General features: G+C 60.2%; 16 protein-coding genes and 1 pseudogene. 9 read left to right on the forward strand and 8 right to left on the reverse strand.

The window, feature by feature from the left end:
* Positions 1-41: 41 nt before the first annotated feature.
* The 4 genes from arcC to arcD all read right to left on the reverse strand — a co-directional run bounded on the left by arcC (position 42) and on the right by arcD (position 4,789).
* Positions 42-977 carry a carbamate kinase gene (gene arcC, locus LQK84_RS22645; RefSeq protein ID WP_230831069.1) on the reverse strand — a complete coding sequence of 312 codons (936 nt, stop codon included), beginning with the start codon at positions 975-977 and terminating at the stop codon, positions 42-44.
* Positions 978-979: 2 nt separating this feature from the next.
* Positions 980-1,981, reverse strand: coding sequence for an ornithine carbamoyltransferase (locus LQK84_RS22650; RefSeq protein ID WP_230831070.1), 1,002 nt, complete (start codon positions 1,979-1,981; stop codon positions 980-982).
* A gap of 17 nt (positions 1,982-1,998) precedes the next feature.
* Complete coding sequence (locus LQK84_RS22655) at positions 1,999-3,231, reverse strand: arginine deiminase (RefSeq protein ID WP_230831071.1); 1,233 nt, start codon at positions 3,229-3,231, stop codon at positions 1,999-2,001.
* An 88-nt stretch (positions 3,232-3,319) separates the two neighbouring features.
* Positions 3,320-4,789 carry an arginine-ornithine antiporter gene (gene arcD / locus LQK84_RS22660; RefSeq protein ID WP_230831072.1) on the reverse strand — a complete coding sequence of 490 codons (1,470 nt, stop codon included), beginning with the start codon at positions 4,787-4,789 and terminating at the stop codon, positions 3,320-3,322.
* A 409-nt stretch (positions 4,790-5,198) separates the two neighbouring features.
* Here arcD and LQK84_RS22665 point away from each other — a divergent pair, with 409 nt between their 5' ends.
* On the forward strand, positions 5,199-7,121 hold the full coding sequence (locus tag LQK84_RS22665) for an ABC transporter ATP-binding protein/permease (RefSeq protein WP_230831073.1): 1,923 nt from the start codon (positions 5,199-5,201) through the stop codon (positions 7,119-7,121).
* Positions 7,122-7,175: 54 nt separating this feature from the next.
* Here the strand turns inward: LQK84_RS22665 and LQK84_RS22670 are convergent, their stop codons facing one another.
* Positions 7,176-7,643 (reverse strand): pyridoxamine 5'-phosphate oxidase family protein, encoded by a 468-nt coding sequence (locus LQK84_RS22670; protein WP_230831074.1) that lies wholly within the window; start codon positions 7,641-7,643, stop codon positions 7,176-7,178.
* Positions 7,644-7,880: 237 nt separating this feature from the next.
* Here LQK84_RS22670 and LQK84_RS22675 point away from each other — a divergent pair, with 237 nt between their 5' ends.
* Together LQK84_RS22675 and LQK84_RS22680 are read left to right on the forward strand one after the other, a co-directional pair.
* Positions 7,881-8,285 carry an OsmC family protein gene (locus tag LQK84_RS22675; RefSeq protein WP_230831075.1) on the forward strand — a complete coding sequence of 135 codons (405 nt, stop codon included), beginning with the start codon at positions 7,881-7,883 and terminating at the stop codon, positions 8,283-8,285.
* A pseudogene (locus LQK84_RS22680) lies at positions 8,282-8,976 on the forward strand (VIT1/CCC1 transporter family protein). The gene LQK84_RS22675 and the pseudogene LQK84_RS22680 overlap by 4 nt, the downstream one beginning before the upstream one ends.
* Positions 8,977-9,390: 414 nt before the next feature.
* On the opposite strand, the gene LQK84_RS22685 reads toward LQK84_RS22680, so the two are convergent.
* Positions 9,391-10,818: a methyl-accepting chemotaxis protein gene (locus LQK84_RS22685; protein WP_230831076.1), complete on the reverse strand. Its 1,428-nt coding sequence runs from the start codon at positions 10,816-10,818 to the stop codon at positions 9,391-9,393.
* A 644-nt stretch (positions 10,819-11,462) separates the two neighbouring features.
* On the opposite strand from LQK84_RS22685, the gene LQK84_RS22690 reads away from it, so the two are divergent.
* The 6 genes from LQK84_RS22690 (at position 11,463) to LQK84_RS22715 (ending at position 20,098) form a co-directional block, all read left to right on the forward strand.
* Positions 11,463-12,383 carry a helix-turn-helix domain-containing protein gene (locus LQK84_RS22690; RefSeq protein ID WP_230831077.1) on the forward strand — a complete coding sequence of 307 codons (921 nt, stop codon included), beginning with the start codon at positions 11,463-11,465 and terminating at the stop codon, positions 12,381-12,383.
* A gap of 290 nt (positions 12,384-12,673) precedes the next feature.
* Positions 12,674-14,824, forward strand: coding sequence for a hydantoinase/oxoprolinase family protein (locus LQK84_RS22695; RefSeq protein ID WP_230831078.1), 2,151 nt, complete (start codon positions 12,674-12,676; stop codon positions 14,822-14,824).
* Between the two features lie 18 nt (positions 14,825-14,842).
* Positions 14,843-17,059, forward strand: a complete 2,217-nt coding sequence (locus tag LQK84_RS22700) for a hydantoinase B/oxoprolinase family protein (RefSeq protein WP_230831079.1) — start codon at positions 14,843-14,845, stop codon at positions 17,057-17,059.
* 36 nt (positions 17,060-17,095) lie between these two features.
* Positions 17,096-17,590, forward strand: coding sequence for an acetone carboxylase subunit gamma (locus LQK84_RS22705; RefSeq protein ID WP_230831080.1), 495 nt, complete (start codon positions 17,096-17,098; stop codon positions 17,588-17,590).
* 98 nt (positions 17,591-17,688) lie between these two features.
* On the forward strand, positions 17,689-18,450 hold the full coding sequence (locus LQK84_RS22710) for an SDR family NAD(P)-dependent oxidoreductase (protein WP_230831081.1): 762 nt from the start codon (positions 17,689-17,691) through the stop codon (positions 18,448-18,450).
* Positions 18,451-18,556: 106 nt separating this feature from the next.
* A complete protein-coding gene (locus LQK84_RS22715; protein WP_230831082.1) occupies positions 18,557-20,098 on the forward strand; it encodes an acyl-CoA synthetase in 1,542 nt (513 codons plus the stop codon).
* 406 nt (positions 20,099-20,504) lie between these two features.
* On the opposite strand, the gene LQK84_RS22720 is transcribed toward LQK84_RS22715, so the two are convergent.
* Both LQK84_RS22720 and LQK84_RS22725 read right to left on the reverse strand, forming a co-directional pair.
* Positions 20,505-20,876: a hypothetical protein gene (locus LQK84_RS22720; RefSeq protein WP_230831083.1), complete on the reverse strand. Its 372-nt coding sequence runs from the start codon at positions 20,874-20,876 to the stop codon at positions 20,505-20,507.
* Positions 20,877-20,894: 18 nt separating this feature from the next.
* Entirely contained in the window at positions 20,895-24,047 is a 3,153-nt protein-coding gene (locus LQK84_RS22725; protein WP_230831084.1) for an efflux RND transporter permease subunit, read from the reverse strand.
* Positions 24,048-24,052: the final 5 nt, after the last annotated feature.

Consider the following 24,052-nt stretch of genomic DNA (forward strand, 5'->3'; position numbering starts at 1 on the left):
TCGGGTTCCAACTGCGAAAGTCATGAGGGGTTCCATCTTGCTCATGAGCGCAACGCGCCACCGAGATCGTGGCTTTTGGCAATCCGCGTGCCCGCATGGCCGTTCAGTATGCCTTCGGCATCCTCAAGCCGTCCGATTGCCGCAAATCCTCCTGCTTCGGCAAAGTCGGCCGCAGCAATGAGCTTCGGCCGCATGGAACCCTCCGGGGCACCCAGGGTGCGCGCAGCCTCCGGCGTCAGTTCGGCAATGGCGACGGCATTCCCGCTGCCGAAATCACGAAAGACCGCGGCAACATCCGTCAACAATAGCAGCGCATCAGCGCCGAGCGAACGCGCCAGCAGGGCGCTTGCGGCATCCTTGTCGATGACCGCCTCGATGCCGAGCAGGCTGCCGTCGTTGCGTCTGACGACCGGGATACCCCCGCCGCCGGTGCAGACGACGATCACGCCGTTGTCGAGCAGCAGCTTCAGCACCTTCCAGTCCGGGATCTCGACGGGCTTCGGCGAGGGAACAACACGACGCCACTTGTCGCCGTCTCTCGCAACGGTCCATCCGGCCGCCTTCGCGCGGCTTTCCGCTTCAGCTTGTTCATAGACCGGGCCGACGAATTTGCCGGGCTTGCCGAAAGCCGGATCCTTCGGGTCCACAATCACCTGTGTCAGGACGGTCGCCACCGGTCTTGTGTGATCCAGCGCGTTTTCCAGTTCCTGCTCGATCATATAGCCGATCATGCCCTCGGTTTCTGCGCCGAGAACATCCAGCGGATAGGCCTCATCCGGCTTGTAGGCGGCGCCTTGCAGGGCGAGCAGGCCAACCTGCGGACCGTTGCCATGCGTGACGACAAGTCTGTGGCCCGCCCGGATGATGGCGGCCAGCGACCGGGCGACGACCTGAACGTTTTTGCGTTGCGCCTCTGCCGTCAGGGCCTCGCCGCGCCTGAGAAGGGCGTTGCCGCCGAGTGCTGCCACGACCAGCATTCTCAATCCCCCAGCGTTGCAACGAGGACTGCCTTGATGGTGTGCAGACGGTTTTCCGCCTGATCGAAGACGATCGAGGCCGGACTTTCAAAGACCTCTTCCGTGACTTCCATGGCATCGATGCCAAACTGGGCCTTGATGTCGGCACCGACGCTCGTCTCCGTATTATGAAATGCCGGCAGGCAATGCATGAAGCGGGTTCTCGGATTTCCGGTCCGTTTCATCAGCGCCGCGTTGACCTGATAGGGCATGAGCAGCTTGATACGTTCTGCCCATTTCTCCTTCGGCTCGCCCATCGAAACCCAGACATCGGTATAGACGAAGTCGACATCCTTGACCGCCTGTCCGATATCCGCCGTGATCGTGATCCGCGCGCCGGTTTCTTTGGCGATCTCGTCCGCCTCGTGGCGAATTTCGGCAGACGGCCAGCATGCCTCCGGCGCACAAAGCCGAACGTCCATGCCCATTTTGGCGCCGCCGATCAGCACGCTGCCGCCCATGTTGTTGGCGGCGTCGCCGATGAAAACGAAGGCGACCTGATGCAGGAGCTTTTCGACATGTTCCTGCATGGTCAGGAAGTCGGCCAGGATCTGGGTTGGATGGAATTCATTGGTCAGGCCGTTATAGACGGGCACGCCGGAATATTTCGCCAGTTCCTCGACGATCGCCTGGCCGAAGCCCCGATATTCGATCGCGTCATAGATGCGGCCAAGAACGCGGGCCGTATCCTTGACCGATTCCTTGTGCCCGATATGGCTTCCCGTTGGTCCGAGATAGGTGACGCGCGCGCCCTGATCGAAGGCCGCGACTTCAAAGCCGACACGGGTTCGGGTCGAATCCTTCTCGAAAATGAGGGCAATGTCCTTGCCCTTTAGCCTTGGGACCTCGGTGCCGGCATATTTTGCCGTCTTCAGGTCCGCCGCAAGCTTGATGAGAAAGCTGATCTCGCGCGGCGTGTAATCGCGAAGCGTCAGCAGGCTTCGGTTCTTCAGATTGAAGGCCATGGAAATGCTCCTTGAAGTCAGGTTGCGTCGCGGATGGTCGGGCAGCTCATGCAATGGCCCCCACCGCGACCTCGGCCGAGTTCCGCGCCGGGAATGGCCAGCACGTCGATGCCGACGGCTTTGAGCGCCGCGTTCGTATCGTCGTTTCTGTCGTAACCGACGACGACGCCGGGTCTCAGCGCCAGAACATTGTTGCCGTCGTTCCACTGCTCGCGCGCACGCTCTTCCTCTGTCGCGCCGCCGGTGGGCACGATCTGAAGCTTTCGATAGCCGAGAACCTCGGCCACGATCTCGAAGATCGGTCGCGGGTCATGGCGGAAGGAGAGGGGCGTTTTGCCATCACCCGGCCTGATGTCATAGCAGACGAGTTCGTCCGCAACCTCCTTGAACGTCGTCACGACATCGCCGCCGCAGAGCGTGAAGACGGTATCGAGATGCATGGCGGCACGCGACTTCGGGATGCGGAAGGCCAGAACCCGATCGACAACGCTCTTGCTGAACAGAGCCTCTGCAAGTTGCCCGATGCCTTGTGGAGACGACCGCTCGCCCATGCCAACGAGAACCGTGCGGTTTCCAACCGGCATGATATCGCCGCCCTCCAGCGTTGCCAGCCCGTGCTCCTTTGACGGATCGCCCCAATGGACCGTCACCTTGCCGGCGAATTTGGGATGAAACCTGTAAATCGCCGCCGTCAGCAGCGTTTCAGGCCGTCTGGCCGGCCAGAACATAGGATTGACCGCGACACCGCCATAGATCCACGCGGAATTGTCGCGGGTGAACAGGGCGTTCGGCAGCGGCGGCAGGATGAAGCCGTGATGGCCAAGGTAGCTTCCAAACAGGCCGGTCGGCTTGAAGGGGAGATCGTCGACCGCGAGCCCACCGAGCAGAAAGTCGGCAAGGCGAGGTCGGGGCAGTTCCTCCATCCAGGCGCGCAACTCGGCGATCATGCCGATGCCGACCTGATCGGCTGCGATCCGGTGATCCAGCACGAAGGCGCGGGCTTCAGGAATTTCGAGGGTTTCGGCGAGCAGCGTGTTGACGTCCAGCACCTCGACACCCTGTTCCCGCATCACGCCGGTAAAGACATCGTGGTCCTTCTGGGCCTGCTTGACCCAGAAAACGTCGTCGAAAAGCAGCTCCTCCCGGTTTGTCGGCGTGAGGCGTCGATGGGCAAGGCCGGGGCGGCAGACCAGCACCTGCCGCAAGGTTCCTGTTTCGGAATGCACGCCCAGGGGAAGGGAATTGTTCATTGTCGTCTTCCTCGGCCAATGGCCGCCAGAGCATCATCCGATCGGAGTGGAACGAAGGTCGATTGGATCATGTTGAAAATAGAAGGATTTAGAGGGCGCTGATGGCGCCGATCCACATGAGGTATCCGGCGACGACCGCCGCCAGACCGATCGCCGCCGCGAGAAGCGCCTCGAGGCCGGAGAACGGTTTTTCCGCCCTGGCATGCCGTGCCCACCAGTAGACGGGAACGCCGAGGACATAGAGAAGCGCGCACATCAGCAGATAGTTCGGGCCGGCTGCGTAAATCAGCCAGCAACCGTAGACCGTCGCAATGGCGCCCGTGAACAGATCGCGGCCGCGTGCTTCGCCCGGGCCATAGGCCTCGCCGCTGATGGCGAGCTTGAGGGCGTAAGCGCCGGAAAGCACGTAAGGGACAAGGATGGCCGTCGATGCGATGAAGAAGAGGGCCAGATAGGTCGAATTCGCAAAGAAGGTGAGAATCAGAAAAGCCTGTACGAGCAGGTTGGTGATCCAGAGCGCTCCCGACGGCGAGCCCTTGCTGTTTTCAACGGCAAAGATGTCCGGCAACATCCCCTCCTTGGCGGCGCGATAGGGGATTTCGGCGGCAAACAGCGTCCAGCTCAGGAAGGCGCCGGCGACGGACACGACGAGCCCGATCCGGACGACGACGGAGCCCCAGGGGCCGGCAATCTTTTCAAGAACATTGGCCATGGAGGCAGCGGCCGGCAGGCCGGCGAGTTCCGGCTGGCTCATGATGCCGAAGGAGAGAAGCGAGACGGCAAGATAGGCCGCAAGCGCGATGACGAAGCCGATGATCGTTGCCCGTCCGATATCGGCCCGTTTGGCCGCCCGCGCGGAATAGACGCTGGCGCCTTCGATGCCGATGAAGACCCAGAGCGTGACCAGCATCGTGCTTTTGACCTGGGTGAGGATATTGCCGAGCGCCGGTGTTTCCGTGCCCCAGAGGTCCAGGCGAAATGTTGGAAGACGGAAGGCGATCGCAACAAGCGCGATGAACAGCACGATCGGTGCGAGCTTGGCGATCGTCGTCAGGACGTTGATGATGGCGGCCTGGCGAATGCCCATCAGGATCAGGGCATGCGTGGCCCAAAGCAGAATGGACGCCCCGACGATCGCCTGCCACGTATTCCCTTCTGCGCCGAACGCGGGAAAGAAATAGCTCAGCGCCCCGAAGATCAGAACGACATAGGAGACATTGCCGATCCAGGCGCTCAGCCAGTAACCCCACGCACTATTAAATCCGACGAAATCGCCGAAGCCGGCGCGGGCATAGGCATAGGGACCGGCGTCCAGCGCGGGCTTTCGGGTCGACAGGCTCTGGTAGACGAAGGCCAGCGCCAGCATGCCGACGCCCGTGATCAGCCATCCGATCATGACAGCGCCGGGCGACGCGCCCTTCGCCATGTTTTGCGGCAGGCTGAAGACACCGCCCCCGATCATCGATCCGACCACCAGCGCCACCAGAGGCAGCAGGCCGAGCTTGGTTTCAGAAACAGGGCTTTGGACGCGGACCACGTCCACGGTCGGAATGCTCATGCTCGTATTCCTTGCTTTGAAGAACTATCGTTAGCGAGCTGGGTTCCATCTGCGGAACGAACCTCAAATCAATGCCGAGGGCACCTCTGCGGGTGCGCGTGACGGTTCCGAAACTCGTCACGATCTTAAGCTAGACCTTATACACCCTTTTGGAATTGATACAGGTCAAGGGACGCGTTCTGATTGAGGTGTAGCTATTCCCCGGAGGAATCGAGGGCTTTTACGGTACGCTTCAGGTTGGGGGATGCGACTTGCCTGTTTTGCGCGGTGCCGGTCCCGCGCGTCGTCATCGGCGACGACGACCTGGGCCACCATCGAACTGCTGAGTCGGAGAGAGAGCGTGGGGTTCGAATTCTGCGGCCCCAAAGTGCCTGCCGCCCCCGTATGCCGTCGGAAAGGTACAATCGTCATGCGGAATCGCTCCGGCCTTCGGGATGCGTTCATCGACAGGATTTTCGGCAGACGGGAAGTGCGCCATTCTAGCCCGGTCGCATCCATGCGCGGGTTCTGGGGTTTGATGAGCGCCTACTGGCTCTCCGAGCGGTGGCGAGAGGCCTGGGGCATCACGGTTGCGATCCTGATCCTGACGGCCTTCTACGCGAAGGCGAATGTCTGGTTTGCCGTTACCTCCGGCGAACTGATCAACCGGATCGCCTATTTCCACGATCCCGCGACGCCAACTACGCTCTCGACCCTGCTGACGACCTTTGCGACGCTTGCGGGTATTGCAATCCTGCGAGACGCAGGCTTCACCGCGACACGCCATTTCCTGTCGACCACGCTTCATCGCCGATGGCGGGCCTGGCTCGACCAGCGCTTCAACGAAGCACTGTTCGATTCCAATCATACCCATTTCCACCTGCAGCAGATCGGAGCCGACGCGGCAGGAACGTCAGTTCCGGCACCGGACAATATCGATCAGCGCATCCAGGAATCCATCAAGGGAATGACCGGCGGCGCCATCGGGCTGGCAATGGGCGTCGCCGGCGTCGTGCTCTCCCTCGGTTTCGTCGGCAGCAAACTGATCGAAACCTCGACCGAGGTCAGCGGGCTTATGTTTCTGGGCAGTTATGGCAGCGCCGTTCTCGCCTTCGTGGCGATTGCGGTCTATGTGCCGATCAACACCCTCATGGCTGCCAGGCTCGGCGGCCTTCTCCAGCGGCTCTCTGTCCGCATGCAATGGGCGGAAGGCGGTTACCGCAACGAGCTGAACACCTTTCTACACAGGAGCTTCCACGTCGCGGTCCTCCACGCCGAAAGAGCCCAGAAAGCCGTCAATCAGCGGAGATATCGGGATATAGACCAGACCTGGGCCAGCCAGAACAAGGTCACGGCCGCCTATATGGGGTTCGAGCTTGTTCACAACTTCGTCGGCGCGCGGATCGTCGCCTACGCGCCCAATCTCATTCCCTACATCAACAAGACGATCAGTCTCCAACAATACGTCACGGGCGCCGAGCTTGCGAATGCCCTCATCAATGACTGTTCCTGGTTCATCCATGTCATGCCCGATATCGCCACGCTCCGGGCCAATGCCCGGCGGATAACCGACCTCGCGCAGGCGATCGAATGTGTCCAGCAACCCGAGGCGTTTTATGCGCAAAGCGGCCCGTGCGACTTCAAGTACTCGAAGCAGGATGCCGCGCGCGGCGTGATGGTCGAGAAACTGGAATTGCTGCATGCCCGCGTCGAACAGCCTTTCCTCGTTGCCGACCGGCTGGAATTCGCACCGGGCGAATGGACGCTGATTGTCGGGGAGTCGGGAAGCGGCAAGACATCGCTTCTGAAGGCGATGAACAGGCTTTGGGCGCATGGTCGCGGTTCGATCCTCACGCCCCGGCATGTCCGTGCACTCTATGCGGCGCAGGACATCAGGCTCCAGGCCGTGTCCTTGCGAGAACTCATCTGCCTTCCCGACCCGGTCAGCGCGCATTCCGAAGCAAGCATCAGGGCAGCCCTGTCTCAGGCCGGGCTCGAAGCGCTTGCCGACGCATTGTCGGACGATGGTCGTGACGGCCAGAGCTGGGATCAGCTTCTATCGGGTGGACAGAAGCAGAAGCTCGTCCTTGCAAGGATACTGCTGCTGCGACCCGGGCTGATCTTTCTGGATGAGGCGACAAGCGCGCTCGACGCCGAGGCGGCACGGGCGTTTCACCGCACGATCAAGGACGCCTGTCAGGAAGCAACCGTCATCGCCGTCATGCATGACATCTCCCCCATCCGCTCCGATCGCGGGATCGACTTTTTCGACAGCGTTCTGAGCATACGAGACAAAGTCGCGTCCAAGGGCTCCATAGAGGCTTGGCGGAAGTCGTCCATGCCGGCTTCTTGAATTGAAGACTGGCGGGTATGCCCTGCCGGCGATCATCCCGCTGCCGGCACCGGATCAGGCTTCGGGTCCGCCGTCGTCATTTTCGGCCTCGACGCCGCTGACATCAATAATGTCGAGGGCGAAGAAGATATGCGTAGAGGAGGATCGCGGCGGTTCCTGGGTTGGGCTTAATGCGCCCGGCTCCCACCAATCGAAATGTTGTGCGAGAAGGGACCAGGCCTGCATCCTTTCCGGGCGGCTCGCCTCATCGTCCGGCAATTCGGTAAAGTTCGCGTCGACAACGACGCTCATCCAATGATGGTTGTCGCCATATCGATCGATCTGCAGGCAGACACGCGGATTGGACCTCAAAATCTCAATCTTTTTGCCCGGCATCGAGAAGGCGTAGAGCCGGTTCCCATGGAGAGCGTAGTAGATCGGGATGACATAGGGAATATTGTCCTTGGCACAGGCCAGCCTCGCCAAACGCTGTTCGGCAATGAGGGCAATGCAGTCGTTCTTGCTCATTTCCCGGATAAACATTCCGGTTCCTCCCCGATGCGTGATGTTCTGATGGCGACTTATCGATTTCCGCAGCCAACGCCCCGGTGTCGTTGGCATCTGAGCAGCGGCTTCCTCGCTGCTGATTTCGTTTGCAGATGGGCAATATCTACCAATTTGAAAATGCCTCCGCCTTGATGCCGGTCAATCGGGATGCCTTGGCACGTGGTAGCGTGTTGCACGGATGTCCGGCAGGTTGTGTCCGGAGGAGGATTTTTGATGCTCGAATACAGTGTCTCCGCGCAACGGATCGACCAGCGAGAAAGCGTCGCGCGCACCAAGGATGCGCAGATCAGGTTGGCGACGGGGCTTTCCGGCACAGCGGATGCCTTTAATCCGGCAGAACTGCTGCTGGCGGCGATTGCTGCCTGCATGATCAAGGGGATTGAGCGCGTCACGCCACTCCTCGATTTCTCGCTTAACGGTGTCGAGGTGCACCTTCATGCCGTTCGGCAGGACAGCCCGCCGCTGATCGTTTCCGTCGATTACGAGCTTGTGGTCGAGACTGACGAAACGGATCAACGTCTCGAACTGCTGCACAAGAATGTCCGCAAATACGGGACGATCTCCAACACCATCGCTCTTTCTGCGCGTCTTGAGGGCACGATCCGGAGGAAATCATGAAAGGCCTTCATCGTGAAAACCACCTCGTTTCCCGTATCGGATGGCTGCGCGCCGCTGTGCTCGGAGCAAATGACGGCATCGTCTCGACGGCGAGCCTCATTGTCGGCGTAGCCGCGTCTGCCGCCGGCAGTTCTCAAATCCTGATCGCCGGGGTTGCTGGTCTGGTGGCCGGTGCCATGTCGATGGCAGCCGGCGAATATGTTTCGGTCAGTTCGCAGGCCGATACCGAGCAGGCCGATCTGGCGCGGGAGAGAGTTGAGCTGGAGACCCAGCCGGCTGAGGAGCGCGAGGAGCTTGCCCAGCTTTACGCGAAGCGCGGCGTGGAGATTGAGCTGACCCGGCGCGTGGCCGAGCAATTGATGCAGAAGGATGCGCTGGAGGCGCATGCGCGTGAGGAACTCGGCATTTCCGAAATCACTAGGCAAGGCCCATCGTTGCCGCACTGACCTCGGCCCTGACATTCTCACTCGGCGCATTCATGCCACTCGCCATGGTGTGGCTGGCCCCGGCCCACCTGCTCGTGGTGATCGTCTCGGCTGCCTCCATCCTGTTCCTCGGCCTTCTCGGGGCGATTGGTGCGAAGGCAGGCGGCGCGAACGTGCTGAAAGCGACGCTCCGCGTCACCTTTTGGGGTGCCTTTGCCATGGCCCTAACGGCAGGCATCGGTGCCTTGGTTGGGACCGCCGTGTAGACAGCGCTGCTGTCAGGTGAGCGAACGTCAGCGGCGAACGACAATGCCGAAACCCGGCGCTGTTCAACGATCCGCCTTATTCGCGAACGCACGGATCAGATCCATACTCGTTGGGGGAATACGGCAGCAAGCGTCGCCTTCGTCATGGTCACTCGATCCAAAGAGTTGGAGACGATTTCCGTCTCTCGGCGGTTTCTAATCCGAGAATTCATGGCGAATTGCCAAGTCTCTGTGCAATCAGGCCCCCCACAACCAAACTCGCAACATCAAATAAAACGAAAAAGCCCGCCAGGTAATACCAGCGGGCTTTTGACGTCCGGGACCTATCTCTCACCCCTATGTGCCGGAGATCTTCCTTTTGCATGACATAATCGGAAGAGCTCGACTTAAAGGGGCTTGTAACTCGAGTAAATCTTAGGCGGCGCGGCGGTTTGTTCCGTAGGCGTTTTTCGTCCCGCCGACCTTGAGGCGAGAGACCAGTTCGGCGAGATGCGCCGCCTCCGATGCCAGGGAATGGCTGGAATGGGCTGTATTGGACACCATCGCGGCGTTCTGCTGTGTCATCTGGTCCATCTGGTTGACCGCGCTGTTGATTTCGCGAATGCCGGTCGCTTGTTCCTTGGCGGACTGGGCGACTTCGGAAATCAGGCCTGTAATGCTGGCGATTTCGGTGACGATCGTTTCCAGCGCCTTGCCGGTCTCTCCGACGAGGTTGACGCCCTTGCCGACCTGATCGCTCGAGGTCGAGATGAGCTGCTTGATTTCCTTGGCGGCATTGGCGGAGCGTTGCGCCAGTTCGCGCACTTCCTGCGCGACGACGGCGAAGCCCTTGCCGGCATCACCTGCACGTGCGGCCTCGACGCCTGCGTTCAGCGCCAGAAGGTTGGTTTGGAAGGCAATCTCGTCGATGACGCTGATGATCTGGCTGATCTGGCCTGAGGAATGCGCGATCTGCGACATGGCGGAAATCGCGTTCTGGACGACGCTGCCGGAATGTTCGGCGGCCTGGCGCGTCTTGGACGTGGCAGACGCCAGTTCGTTGGTGTTTTGAGCGGTCCGCTGCACGGTGGACGTGATCTCGTCAATTGCCGCGGCAGTTTCTTCGAGCGAGCTTGCCTGCTGTTCGGTGCGGCGCGAAAGATCGTCCGTCGAGCGGCTGATTTCAGAAGAACCGCCACTGATGCTATGGACAGCCTCCACCACGGCGGTGATCACCTCTTCAAGCTGCTGCGTTGCCGTGTTGAAGTCGCGTTTCAAAATCTCGGATTTTGCCGGCAGCGTGGCGTCGATCCGGTAGGTCAGGTCGCCTGCCGCCAGCGCGGTCATGGCCGAGCGAAGGGCGGTAATCGTTTCCTGATCCTCGCGGGCAACCGCCTCGGACTGTTCGCGCAGCACGAACTGTTCATGGATATCCGTGAACGTGCCGCACACTCTCACAGTCGTTCCATCGGGGAGATAGCGGGCGCCGGCGGTCGAGCGGAACCAGCGGTAAGACCCTTCCTTGATCTTGATGCGGAAGGTTTCCGTGTAGCGCGCCTTTCCGCTCTTGTCGCTCAGGAATTGGCCGAGACCCGTGAAGACGCGTTCCAGATCGTCCGGATGGGCTCTCGAGATCCATGCTTCCAGCGTGTCTGGGAATTCGGCCTCCGTATAGCCCGTGATGCGCCTCAGTTCGGAAGAATAGCGCCAACGTGACTGCGGATGCTGACCGTTTGCCTCCGGCAGATAGGCCTCCCAAAGCCCTACGCCGCAATATCCATCCAGAAGATCGAGACGTTCCTGTGCAGTCTCGAATTTTGACTGGAGTTCTTTCGCTTCCGCCTTCGATCTTATGCCGAACATATGCTTCCCCAAGATGCGAGTGAGATTGAGGCGAAATTTAACAAACGGCAAATAAGCATTGGTTAATCAAAAATGCCGCGCATAGCCGAGCATGTGTCCTCTGGGGGATGCAGGCGCCGGCCTCGGACGCCTGCAAAACGATGATCGGGCCCTCGTCCTTCTACCCATCTCTGAAAACACATATTGAAAAGCAAAGCTTTGTCCGGATTTCAGTCTGGTTTCGGAGCCGTTTTCCAAATTGAAAACTGACTATCTTGAACAGCGCGAAGATCTGTTTTGTTCAAAACATCTTACCGAAATATTCAAAGAAAAAGGGTTGCTGCATGGGAGTATCGCATCATTTCTGGAGATTGATGGACCGCGTTTCGACGTGACTTCGGACCCATGGATGACGAAACATCGGGTGGACTCGTTAACACGACCAGCGGTCACACGGGGGCGTAATTGCGAAGTTCAGAGGAAATACAGTCTTTCTGCATAGCGTTGGCAGCAGGTTGATAGCAATACGAGTGCTCAAGCGGACGTGTCTTGTCGCAAAAGCTGTACAACCTGCAAGAATTGACAAATGTCGGAACGGGAGTATCGTCCGAAGGCTGCGTAACGGGGAGGAGCCCGGATCGGGAGATCGGACGCGGGAGGATATGATGGTGGAACTGACTTCGCAGCTTGATCTGCGAAAGAGCATCCGGCCTGAAGATGTCATTCGTTTCGCGCCGGGTGAGATCGTTGCTGAGGCGGATGCCGGCGATGCGGCGGGCCGCAGCCTTTTCTTTCGCGACATAGACTATGGCGCTTCGACTGTTTCGGCTCCCGGCATCGACAGCATCCTGATGGTCGTCTACCGACGCGGACAAACGCGAATGCGCCGTCGTGTGGACGGGACATGGCGCGAAACCCATGTGAAGCCAGGCGCGATATCGCTTCTCGGTGTAGACCGCTCCTCCGATTGGGAATGGGACGGCAATATCGAGGTTTCGCATTTCTATCTCTCGAAAGACCTCATGTCGAAAATGGCTTTGCGCGCCTTCGAGAGCGAATATCGCCACTTCCATGCCATTGACGATCTTTGCATCGAGGATCCTTCGCTGCTGGCGTTGACCGATGCGCTTGAAGCCGAATTGCGGAATGTCGCCTCCGGGTCCCGGCTTCTGACGGATCTTCTCTCTCAGGCGCTGACCCTTCAGGTGCTGCGCAACCATCACATCTGTGACAGGGCGAGCCGTGACACCGTTGATGCCGGGGTGACACTGACGGGTGCGCAACGCCAGCGCGTCATCGACTTCATCGAGGCCAATTTCGCCAAGAATTTCAGTCTTGCCGATCTCGCCAATGCGGCAGGCCTGTGTGAACACACCTTTCCGCGTCGTTTCAAGGCGGCTTTCGAGCAAAGCCCCTGGCAATTCGTGCTGATGCGGCGCGTGCATCGCGCCATGGCGCTGATCAAGGACACGCGTCTTTCTCTTGCCGAGATCGCCTTCCTCACGGGCTTCAGCGATCAGGCCCACATGACCCGCGTCATGAAAAAGGCGACAGGCCAGACGCCCGGAAACCTGCGCCGCGCGTAAGCCTGCCGGGTACTGATACGCCCCCGGACATTTCCCTTCTTCTTTATCCAGCCCCCTTCCGTAAGGTCAGATTGTACAAAATCGGTAACCCGATCGTTCAATATCGTCTGCCGTCAAACTGACAGTCTTCTTTCCATGCCGGGATTGTGAGGGAGGAGCCTTGCGGATCGCCGGCTCCGTCTCTGGGAGGAGGCTCGCGTTTTTTTGTCATGGTCGCAGGGCGTTTCGTCGTCGTGCGAGCAGCGAGGCGCACTTTCTCCCGTGTCTGGCAAAAGGGAGGCTTTTCAACAATGAACCAATTCATCATGTCCATGGATGCCGGTGGCACCATGACGGATACGTTCTTCGTCGATGATACGGGACGCTTCGTCGTCGGCAAGGCGCAGACGACGCCCGCCGATGAATCGATCGGCTTCGGCCGCTCGGTGGAGGACGCGCTGGCGCAATGGGGGCAATCCCCGGAAGCGGTGTTTCCGAAAGTCGCGACCGGCATCTATTCCGGCACGTCGATGCTCAATCGGCTTCTGGAGCGGAAAGGTCGACGTCTCGGCGTCATCGTGACGGCCGGTATGGAAGATTATTTCCAGCTCGAGCGCGGCATTCAGACCTATCTCGGCTATTCGTATCAGGACCGTCTGAAGGTCTTGACGCATCGTCACAATCAGCCCCTGGTCCCGCGCGAGCGGATGAAGGGTGTGCGTGGCCGCATCGACCTTTTCGGCACGGAAGCCATCCCGCTCTATGAACACGAGGCCGAAGCGGCTGTCGCCGAACTGCTCGACATGGATGTCGAGGGCATCGTCGTCAACCTGCTGTTCTCCTATGTCAACGGCGCGCATGAAAATGCCGTCAAGGAGGCCGCGCTCAAGGTCATGGAGCGCAAGGGCAAGAGCGTTCCGATCTATCTCTCTTCCGAGCTTTATCCGGTCATGCAGGATTTTGCCCGGCTCAACACCGTGACGATCGAGGCCTATGCTGCCGAACCGTCGCGCGGCCAATTCCAGAAAATCGCCAATCGTGCGAAGGGTTTCGGCGGGCAGTTCGAGCTGCGCGTCATGGCCTCGCATGGCGGCACGATCTCGACGGAAGCCCGCGAGCTTGCCCGCACGCTCATTTCCGGCCCCATCGGCGGTATGGTCGGCGCGCGCCATCTCGGTGCAGAACTTGGCATCGGCAATATTGTCTGCTCGGATATCGGCGGCACATCCTTCGACCTCGGCCTGATCACCGGCGGCGAGTTCACCACCAAGACGCAGCCGGACATGGCGCGTTTCGTGCTCAAGCTGCCGCTGGTCGATATTGACTCGGTCGGTGCCGGCACGGGCTCCTATGTTCGCCTCGACCCGATCTCAAAGCGCATCGAATTCGGGCCGGACAGTGCCGGGTCGCGCATCGGCATGTGCTTCGAGCAGGGCGGCGTCGATACGCCGACGCTGTCGGATTGCAACATCATCCTCGGCAATCTCAACCCGAACAACTTCCTCGGTGGCGAAGTCATCCTCAACAAGGAGCGCAGCTATCAGGCGATCAAGGAGCGTATTGCCGATCCGCTGGGTCTCGACCCCTATGACGCGGCAGAAGGCGTTCTCCAGCTCTTCGAGAACCACCTGCGCAACGAGGTCTATGCCCGCGTCTTCGGCAAGGGCTATTCGCCGGAAGACTATACGCTCTTCTCCTATGGCGGTGGCGGGCCGATGCATGTCGCCGGCTACACCAAGGGCCTGAACTTCGCCGATGTTCTGGTTCCGGCATGGGCGGCGGGCTTCTCGGCCTTCGGCTGCGCCTGCGCCGATTTCGAATATCGTCTCGACCGCACGGTGAATGTGGCAACGGCCAGCCCGGATTTGGCGCCGGCTGCCTTTGAACAGGGCTTCAACCTGCTTTCCGGCGCAGTCAATGCCGGGTGGGAGGGGCTTCGTGCCAAGGTGAAGGACGAGTTCTCCAAGTCCGGCGTCGATGCTGCCCAGATCGAGTACCGTCATTGCCTGCGCGTGCAGTATGTCGGTCAGCTCAACGACGTGGAAATCGAGCTGCCCTTCCAGGAGATCCGCTCGGTTGATGACATCCGCGAAATCATCGAACGCTTCGAGGCGGCCTATTCGAAGGAATTCTCCCGTTCGGCGAAATCGCCAGAGCTCGGCTACCTCGTCACCAACGTTCTGGTACGCGGCGTGGTCAAGGTGATGAAGCCGGCGCTGCCGAACTTCCCGCTGCATGGTCCGGAGCCAACGGAAGATGCCCTCAAGGAAATCCGTCCGATCTACCGAAACGGCAAATGGCACGATGCCCGTATCTTCGACATGGACGAGCTTCTGCCCGGCAATGTGATCACCGGTCCGGCCGTCATCGAGGCCTCTTCCACGACATTCATGGTCCCGCCCGGTGCTGAAGCCCGGCTCGACCAGCACCTCATCTTCCACCTGCGTCATCTCGAAGACTGACCGGAAAGGACGACCAACATGTTGAACAAACTGCAAACTGTTGACAGCCGCATCGAAAATATCGGCTGGGAAGGCAAGACGCTCCGGCAGATGCTGACGGAGTCCGACGAGATCTTCGAGCGCACCGGCCATTATCAGGGCCTGAAGGACCTGAAGATCCGCAACGGCCAGCCGATCCTGTACGAGAAGATCTTCTCGCACCTGCGGGGCGGCCTCGTAAATGCGCGCTCCACAGCGCTCAACATTTCCGCCTCACCCATCGTGAAGGAAATCGGCGAGCTGTCCTTCGCGCTCTACACGCCGGAGGGCGAATCCGTTGCGCTTTCCACCGGCATCATCGTGCATGTCCATACGATGGCCGATGCGATCAAATATATGATCCGCAACAATTACGAGAAGAATCCGGGCATCGCGCCGGGCCATGTCTTCTGCAACAACAATTCGATGATCGGCGATGTTCACACCGCCGACGTCCATACGCTGATCCCGATCTTCTGGGAAAACGAGCTGATCGGCTGGGCCGGCGGCGTGACCCATGAAATCGATGTCGGCGGCATCCAGCCCGGCTCCATGTGCTACGGCCATGCCGACCGCTATGGCGACGGCCTGCTCGTCTCGGCCGAACTCGTCGGCACCAACGACCTCTTCCACGAGGACTATCTCCAGCGTTGCCGCGACAACGTGCGCGCCGAGATGTATTGGGTGCTGGACGAAAAGACCCGTCTCACCGGCTGCCAGCTGGTGCGCGAGCAGGTCTATCGGACGATCGAGGAAGTCGGCCTCGACACCTACAAGTCCTTCATCCGCGAGGCGGTCGAGGAAGGTCGCCGCACGCTGATCGGCAAGGTCAAGCAGATGGGCTTTCCCGGCGAATACGAAGCCCCGACCTTCATCGATCTGCCCTGGAAGAACGACGAGACGGTCCATCCTCTGGCCCGCAAGGACACGATGATGCATGCGCCGCTGCGCATGAAGATCACCGGTGACGGGCATCTTGGCTTGAGCTTCGACGGGGCGAACCAGTGGGACTATCACTCGTTCAACTGCGCGCCGTCACCGATGCAGGGCGCGATGTGGGTGCAGCTCACCCAGACGCTCTGGAACTCGGACAAGATCAATGACGGGGCCTATTATGCCACCTCCATCGAACTGCCGAAGGGATCGTGGTGCAATCCGGACTATGACAAGGTTTCGACCACGCTCACCTGGTTCTTCCTGATCCCGAGCTTCACCGGCTTCGTGCGCAGCCTCGCGCGCTCTTACTTTGCGCGTGGCTATCTGGAGGAGATTTCCGCCTCCTATCCCTGCACCTGGAACCTGCTGCAGGGTGGTGGCATCAACCACTTCGGCCAGCCGTCGGCCTTCACCAACTTCGAGATCTCCTGCCAGGGCACGGGTGCAGCCTATGTCAAGGACGGGGAGGCGACATGCGCCGCCATGTGGAACCCGGAAGGCGACATGGGCGAGGTCGAAACCTGGGAACATCTCGAACCGCTGCTCTATCTCGGCCGTGGCCGCAAGGCCAACACGTCGGGAGCCGGCAAGTATCGCGGTGGCTGCGGGGCTGAAAGTCTGCGCATGCTCTTCAAGACGCAGTCGCAGATCCTGTTCAGTGCAGGTGAGGGCCATGTCTTCTCGTCCGCCGGCGTCTTCGGCGGCTATCCGGGCAATTCCGGCTATCGCCACAATGTCCATAACTCCAACATGAAGGAACTGACGGCCAGCAAGGCTCCCTATCCGACGCTTGACGGCGACCCGGAAAACAGTGCCATCAGCGCCATGGTCAAGGGCGATGAGGTCTTCGACCTCAACCAGATGACCGGCCCGCATCCCTTCGGCGAATATGACCTCTACACCTCCGTCCAGCGCGGTGGTCCGGGTCTGGGCGATCCGCTTGAACGCGATCCGGCCTCGGTCGCTGCCGATGTCAACGGCGGTGAACTTCTGGAGCGTTTTGCCAAGCCGATCTACGGCGTGGTGCTGACCAAGGGGGCCGATGGCAGGCTGCAGGCCGATGTGGCGGCGACGCAGGCCGAACGCGCCGCGATGCGCAAGCGTCGTCTCGAGCGTGCCGTCGACACCAAGGACTTTATCGCGCGTGAGCGTGAGCGGGTTCTTGCCGGCAATATCCACGCGCCGGTTCGCGCCATGTACCAGAGTTCCATGAAACTCTCGTCGCGCTGGGCTGCGCATTTCCGCAACTTCTGGAGCCTTGGCGAAGACTTCTCGTTCTGAAGTCGCTGCCCGTACAGATAACTATTGGAGATAACCATGAGTGTATCCCACGACATCAACACCTTGCGGGAGCTGAAAGACGGCAAGCTGAGCTTCGAGAAGCTGCACGGCATGATCAGCGGCTTCAAGGACGCGGACCGCTTCGACAAGATGGTCAAGATCTGGCAGGACAGCGTGGAATGGGACGATCCCATCCTGCTGCCACTTGCCGAACATCTCTTCGTGGTCCGAAAGCCCGACGGCCGCCGCATCGTCAAATCGACCTGGGGCTATGAATATTGCGACGTGAATGAAAACTGGAAGCTTCACGCCAAGGTTTTCGTGCGTGACACCGAGGAACTGATCAACGAGATCTATCCGGACAAGCTGGGCTGCGATCCCGAATGGATGCAGCTTCGCGAATATTACGATCCGCTCTCCGGCACGCTGCTGGAGGTGGAAGTGGTGCCGCCCGGATATCCCATCGTCCACGACTTCAAGCCGGACATCGACACCTTCTACCGTGACTGGCTTGGCCGGCCGGTGCCGTAAGCGGCGGCCGGTCTCAGTCTCTTGAATGCGGGGAAGGCGGGGCATCTTGGATGCCTCGGCTTCCCTCGACCAGTTTTAAAGCAGGAAAGGACAAAACCATGGAATCGATCTTCATCACGGGCGCGGGCTCCGGGATCGGCAAGCACACGGCAACGGTTTTCGCCGCAAAAGGCTGGCGTGTCGGACTGGCCGACAACAATGGAGCCGCAGCTGCTGCACTTGCGGCCGAGCTTGGGGGCCATGCGAAAGCCTACACGGTTGATGTCACCAGCCTTGCTTCAATTGAGACGGCGCTTGCCGATTTCGTCGGCCCCGAAGGCGCGCTGAAGGCGATCTTCAATTCGGCCGGTCTTCTGGAAATGAAGCCATTTGCGGAGGCGAATATCGATCGTCTCAACGCCGTCTTCGACGTCAACGTCAAGGGCGTGATCAACTCGACCAAAGCCGCCTTGCCTTATCTGTCCCGGCATGGCGATGCACGGATCATCACGATGGGGTCGGTGTCCGGCATTTACGGCATTCCAGATCTTGCGGTCTATTCGTCCTCCAAATTCGCGGTGCGCGGCCTGACCGAAGCGCTGAATGTCGAACTTGAGGGCAAGGGCATATGGGTCTGCGACCTCATGGTCGCCTATGTAAAAACACCCATGGTGCTCGAAGCCGCAAGCAAGGCGAAGTCCGTGGATATTCTCGGCGTCAATGTGACACCCGATCAGGTGGCGGAAACCGTTCTCAAGGCGGTGGACGGGCGTCAGGTCCATTGGTTCGTGACCCCGGAAGATGCAGGTGTTGCAACCCAGGTCGACAGCATGCCCTGGGAAAGCCGCCGGGATTTTGTCAAGCAAATCACCGGTTATTGAGTACGGGCCTGTCCGGAGCAGAACGGGACAGGCCCGTACTGCTCCGGACAGGCACGGTTGGGCAAACGGGTCGGTACCCGGCGACAAGTATTGAGGAATGACGGCAATGGATATGCGGATGCGTCTGATCGATTATCTGGACACCGGGGCATCGCTAGGCGCTGATCGTCCCTGCCTGACCATGTCGGGCAGGGATCACAGCTATGGCGAGGTGCAGGTGCTGAGCTACCGGGTTGCCCGCAGCCTCGCGGCAAGCGGTATTGCGGCGGGCGACAAGGTTGCCATTCTCTCGGCAAACGATCCCATCGCATTTTCCTGCGTTTTCGGCATTTCGCGGGCGGGTGCCGTCTGGTGCCCGATCAACCCGCGCAACGAAGCCAACGAGAACCGCTACATCCTCGACAATTTCGATTGCCGCTTCCTCATCTTTCACAGCGCCTTTGCGGAGATGGTGGAGAAGATGCTGCCGGATCTGCCGCAGCTCGCGCAGGCTGTCTGCCTGGATGCGGAACTCCCCTTCGCGATATCGCTCGAAGCCTGGATCGACGGTGTGGACGACAGCCCCTTTTCCCGTGAACCGATCGACGATGTCGCCATGATCCCCGGAACCGGTGGCACGACCGGCAAGCCAAAGGGCGTGATGTTGACCGACACGAATCTCGAAATCATGTCGGCCCTGACATTGATGGGCTATCCGTTCGAGGGGAGGCCGCGCTATCTGGCGCTCGCGCCGCTGACGCATGCGGCGGGCGTTCTCTGCTTTCCCGTTCTGGCGCTGGGTGGCCAGATTGTGGTCATGTCGCGTCCCGACATCGCCGAGTTCGCCCGTCTGATCGAGGCACACAGGATCACCCACACATTCCTGCCGCCGACGCTGATCTATATGCTGCTCGACAGTCCCTATCTTGACAAGGCCGATCTCTCGTCGCTGCAATGCTTCTGGTATGGGGCAGCGCCGATCTCGGTCGCGCGCCTGAAGGAGGCGCTCACGCGCATCGGCCCCATGGCACAATTCTTCGGCCAGACCGAAGCGCCGATGATGATCACCGTCATGCCGCCGAAAGACCATTACAACGCGGATGGATCGATTGCCGAGGATCGGCTGCGTTCGGCCGGCCGCGCCGGCCCGCACGTGCGGCTGGGGATCATTGACGGCGAAGGCAGGCTGCTTCCGGCAGGTGAGCGGGGCGAGGTCGTCCTTCGCAGCTCGCTGGTCATGAAGGGTTATTACAAGAACCAGGCGGCGACCGAGGAAACCTTCGCCCATGGCTGGCATCACACCGGCGATATCGGCTATCTGGACGAGGACAATTTCCTCTACATCGTCGACCGTGCCAAGGACATGATCATCACCGGCGGCTTCAACGTCTATTCCGTCGAGGTTGAGCAGGCGCTGGCCCAGCATGACGACGTTCTCGATTGCGCCGTCGTCGGCTTGCCGGACGACAAATGGGGCGAACGCATCGTCGCCGTCGTCCAGCCCAAGGAAGGCAAGACGATCGACGCCCAAGCCCTCATCGCCTTCGTCAAGGCCCAGATCGGCAGCATCAAGGCCCCGAAACAGCTCGAAGTCTGGCCCGACCTGCCACGCTCGCGGGTTGGAAAGGTGCTGAAGGCAGAGATCCGGCAAAAGCTGTCGACGGAATAACATCGCAACAAGCTTGCCGAATTGACAAGTCTCTGTGCCATCAGGCCCCCGCAACCAACCTCTCGACATCAAATATAACCAAAAAGCCCGCCAGGTGAAAACCAGCGGGCTGTTCGCGTTTGGACGATTTGAATTCGATCAATGCAGTCACCTGAGATGCTCTGAGACGAGACGCGGCAAGGACACGCCTCGCGGCTCTCAACGCTCGGATTGACGAACTGAACCGTACCCGCGAGGCGGTCGAGCGCCTAGTAGCAGAATGTTCATCCGGCAAAAGCGGCCCCTGCCCAATCCTGGAGTCGTTTGGCTTGTAGCCTCATCTCCCTGGTTAAGGGGGCACCGGCTATTCGGGTGCCTTCCTTGTCGGTGCTGGGCACCTTAAGTGCCGCATCATTGGCCCCAACGATCAGAACTTGCCCTGCGCGGTGGTCCCGTCCAGGGTGATCACCTGTATCGCACCCTTGACGCCCGGATTAACCGGAACGGGCGAAGTCCCCGTGAGGCGGTTGCCATCGGCAGCAGACAAGGTGAAGCGTTGCGTTGCGCCATCCACCAACAGGATCGCGTTCCCCTTATATCCAGCCGCCGGAACCGGCTTATCCGCAGCATCGTATATATAAACGCTGACCTCGGTGGTCCCTGACACCACCAGTTCGACATGGTGGTTTGCGCCTGCGTCAACCTTCAGTCCACCATTCGGGCCGGGACGGGGTGCGTGGGCATAGGCTGGAAAGGCGGCCATGACGGCGATGGACAGGGCAAGCAGAGTGCGACGCATGGAGTTCTCCTGGTAGGGCTAAAAGGTTTCGATGGTGCGGGTGGGTGCTCCGGTCGTCGGCTGCGCGCCGCTCACTTGGCGACGCGCTTGCTCGACAAGACGCGCCAGAGGCTTGCGACCATATCGCAGGAACAGCGTCGGTGTCAGAAGCGTATCGAGGAGCGTGGCGGTGACAAGCCCACCGAAGATGGTGATGGCAACCGGATGGAGGATCTCCTTGCCCGGGGCCTTGGCATCGATCATCAGCGGAATGAGGGCGACGCCCGCCGACAGGGCCGTCATCAAGACGGGTGTCAGACGTTCGAGCGAGCCCCGTACCACAAGATCCCTGCCGAACGGCAGATCCTCCTGGATTGCCAGATTTATGTAGTGGCTGATCTTCAGGATGCCGTTGCGGGTGGAAATGCCGGTTAGCGTGATGAAGCCGATCATCGAGGCCACGGAAAGCGGCTGGCCGGCAATCCAGAGCGCGGTCACCGATCCGATCAATGCCAGCGGCACGCTCGCCATGATGATCGAGACGAAGAGCACCGAGCGATAACGCGAATAGAGGATCGCAAACACCATGGCCAGCGAGATGACCGAGAGGAGGCCGATGGTTCTCATCGACTCCTCCTGCGCCTGGAAGGTGCCTTCGAGGCTGACGAAGAAGCCGGGCGGCAGTGTGGAGCGCGCGATCACATTGCGGATGTCGGCAATGACCCTGGCCATGTCCGCTTCGCCGTCGGTATTGGCGAGAACGACGACGCGACGCTTGCCGTTTTCACGCAGGATCTGGTTGGGACCATCCGTTTCGCGGACTTCGGCGATCTGGCTGACGGGGATCCAGCCTGCAGGCGTCTCGATCAGCATATCCGAGAGCCCCTTGGTGCTGCGCGTCTCATCCTCAAGACGCAGCACGACATCGAACCGCTTGTTGCCATCAATGATGCGGGAAACAATCGTTCCGTTCGACAGACGTTCGAGCTGCTCGGTCACGGCCGCCGGCTGGATGCCGTAAAGGGCCGCGCGGCGGTAATCGACAATGACCTCAAGATGCGGGATGCGGACCTGCTTTTCCACCTGCAGGTCGACGATACCAGGGATATCCGCCAGCTTGCCACGAAACTCCTCGGCAAAGCCGCGAATGCTGTCGAGATCCTCGCCGAATATCTTGAGCGCGATCTGGGCGCGCACGCCCGAAAGCATGTGGTCGAGCCGGTGGGAAATCGGCTGGCCGACATTGGTAGCGACAGGCAGGACCGAAAGTCGCGACCGAATGTCCGCAATGATCTCGTCCTTGCTCCTTCCGTCTGCCGCAAGGGCCACTTCGATCTCCGATGCGTGCACGCCTTCCGCATGTTCATCGAGCTCGGCACGGCCGGTGCGACGACCGACCTGCTCGACCTCGGGCACCTCCATGATCAATCGCTCTGCGATCAGGCCGACCCGGTGGCTCTCGGCAAGCGAAATGCCAGGGTTGAACAGCATGTTGATCGTCAGCGTGCCCTCATTGAAGGGTGGCAGGAAGGAGCGCGGCAGTTGCGTGGCAAACAGGCCTGCCGCAACGACGCCAGTAAGCACGATCGTCATCAGGATCTTCGGATGGCCGAAAGACCATTTGAGAAGACGGCGGTTTGCCCGTTTCAGGACCCGGACGACCACGCCCTCATGCTCGTCCAGACGCTTCAGGCCGGGCAGCATGTAATAGGCCATGACCGGGGTGAGCGTGATCGACACCACAAGCGAAGCCAGGATGGAGATGATATAGGCCTGGCCAAGCGGCGCGAAGAGCCGTCCTTCGATGCCGGAAAGCGCAAACAGCGGCACGAAAACGAGAACGATGATCATCGTGGCATAGATGATGCCGGAGCGGACTTCCTGGCTCGCGGAGACGACGACGTCAAAGACTGACCGCGGATTGCCCTTCTCTCGGTTCTCCCGCAGCCGCCGGAAAATGTTCTCGACATCGACGACCGCATCGTCGACCAGTTCGCCGATGGCGATCGCCAGACCGCCAAGCGTCATGGTGTTGATCGACAAACCCATCAGATGGAAGAGGATCGCGGACACCAGAATGGAAACGGGGATCGCCGTCAGCGAGATGGCGGTCGTCCTTGTATTCAGGAGGAAGACGAACAGAATGATGGCAACGACGACGATGGCCTCAACCAGAACCTTCTGAACGTTTCCAATCGAGGTCTCGATGAAATTGGCCTGCCGGAAAAGGACCTGATCGGCTTTCACGCCTGCCGGCAAGGTGGCACCGATCTCGCTGAGTGCTGCCTCGACCTCGCGTGTGAGCTTCACGGTATCGATATCCGGCTGCTTCTCCACCGAGACTATGACAGCAGACTGCCCCTGATAGCCTGCATCCCCTCGCTTCTGGCGCGATGCAAAAGCCACCTCTGCGACCTGTCGCAGCAGGACGGGTTGCCCGGCCACGCTGGCCACCACGACGCTTGCCAGATCCTCGATCTTCTTTGTGCGGCCGACATTGCGGATCAGGAATTCGCGGCTGTATTGGTCCGTGAAGCCGCCGCCGGTGTTGGAACCGAACTGCGCCAGCGCCTGTTCGATCTGCTTGAAGGACACGCCGAGCGCCCGCATGGCGGCCGAATTGGGCGAGACGCGATACTGCCTGACTTCGCCGCCGATCGGAATGACCTGGGCCACACCGGGGATGCTCAGGATACGCGGCCGAACGGTGAAATCGGCCAGTTCTCGCAACTCCATGGCTGAGACCTTGTCCGGCCCGGTCACGGCAATCAGCATCACCTGACCCATGATCGAATTGATCGGCCCCATCTGCGGCACGACATTGGCAGGCAGTTGCGGCTGCACCAGCGACAGGCGCTCGGCAATCTGTTGCCGATTGCGATAGATATCCGTGTCCCAGTCGAATTCGACATAGATGATCGAAAGACCCACGCCTGACGTGGAGCGCACACGGCTTACCCCCGGAAGCCCGTTCATCTGGGACTCGAGCGGATAGGTTACGAGCTGTTCGACCTCCTCCGGTGCAAGCCCCTCGGCTTCCGTCATGATGGTGACGGTCGGCCGATTGAGATCCGGGAACACGTCGACAGGCAAACGCGTGACCGTAAATGCCCCATAGATCATCAGCACGGCGGCGATCGCCAGGACGAAAAGCCGGTTCCTGAGCGACTGGGTGACGAGAAAGTTGAACATAACAG

Source organism: Rhizobium sp. C4 (assembly GCF_021026315.1).
In the GTDB taxonomy this organism is placed as follows: Bacteria; Pseudomonadota; Alphaproteobacteria; order Rhizobiales; family Rhizobiaceae; genus Ensifer_A.

Bases quoted from the DNA above. Each gene is read 5' to 3' on its own strand.
- LQK84_RS22710 (WP_230831081.1), top strand. From the start codon at position 17,689: ATGGAATCGATCTTCATCACGGGCGCGGGCTCCGGGATCGGCAAGCAC.
- LQK84_RS22695 (WP_230831078.1), top strand. From the start codon at position 12,674: ATGAACCAATTCATCATGTCCATGGATGCCGGTGGCACCATGACGGAT.
- LQK84_RS22690 (WP_230831077.1), top strand. From the start codon at position 11,463: ATGGTGGAACTGACTTCGCAGCTTGATCTGCGAAAGAGCATCCGGCCT.
- arcD (WP_230831072.1), bottom strand. From the start codon at position 4,789: ATGAGCATTCCGACCGTGGACGTGGTCCGCGTCCAAAGCCCTGTTTCT.
- LQK84_RS22700 (WP_230831079.1), top strand. From the start codon at position 14,843: ATGTTGAACAAACTGCAAACTGTTGACAGCCGCATCGAAAATATCGGC.
- LQK84_RS22685 (WP_230831076.1), bottom strand. From the start codon at position 10,818: ATGTTCGGCATAAGATCGAAGGCGGAAGCGAAAGAACTCCAGTCAAAA.
- LQK84_RS22650 (WP_230831070.1), bottom strand. From the start codon at position 1,981: ATGGCCTTCAATCTGAAGAACCGAAGCCTGCTGACGCTTCGCGATTAC.
- LQK84_RS22665 (WP_230831073.1), top strand. From the start codon at position 5,199: ATGCGGAATCGCTCCGGCCTTCGGGATGCGTTCATCGACAGGATTTTC.
- LQK84_RS22725 (WP_230831084.1), bottom strand. From the start codon at position 24,047: ATGTTCAACTTTCTCGTCACCCAGTCGCTCAGGAACCGGCTTTTCGTC.
- LQK84_RS22675 (WP_230831075.1), top strand. From the start codon at position 7,881: ATGCTCGAATACAGTGTCTCCGCGCAACGGATCGACCAGCGAGAAAGC.
- LQK84_RS22715 (WP_230831082.1), top strand. From the start codon at position 18,557: ATGGATATGCGGATGCGTCTGATCGATTATCTGGACACCGGGGCATCG.
- LQK84_RS22655 (WP_230831071.1), bottom strand. From the start codon at position 3,231: ATGAACAATTCCCTTCCCCTGGGCGTGCATTCCGAAACAGGAACCTTG.
- LQK84_RS22670 (WP_230831074.1), bottom strand. From the start codon at position 7,643: ATGTTTATCCGGGAAATGAGCAAGAACGACTGCATTGCCCTCATTGCC.
- arcC (WP_230831069.1), bottom strand. From the start codon at position 977: ATGCTGGTCGTGGCAGCACTCGGCGGCAACGCCCTTCTCAGGCGCGGC.
- LQK84_RS22720 (WP_230831083.1), bottom strand. From the start codon at position 20,876: ATGCGTCGCACTCTGCTTGCCCTGTCCATCGCCGTCATGGCCGCCTTT.
- LQK84_RS22705 (WP_230831080.1), top strand. From the start codon at position 17,096: ATGAGTGTATCCCACGACATCAACACCTTGCGGGAGCTGAAAGACGGC.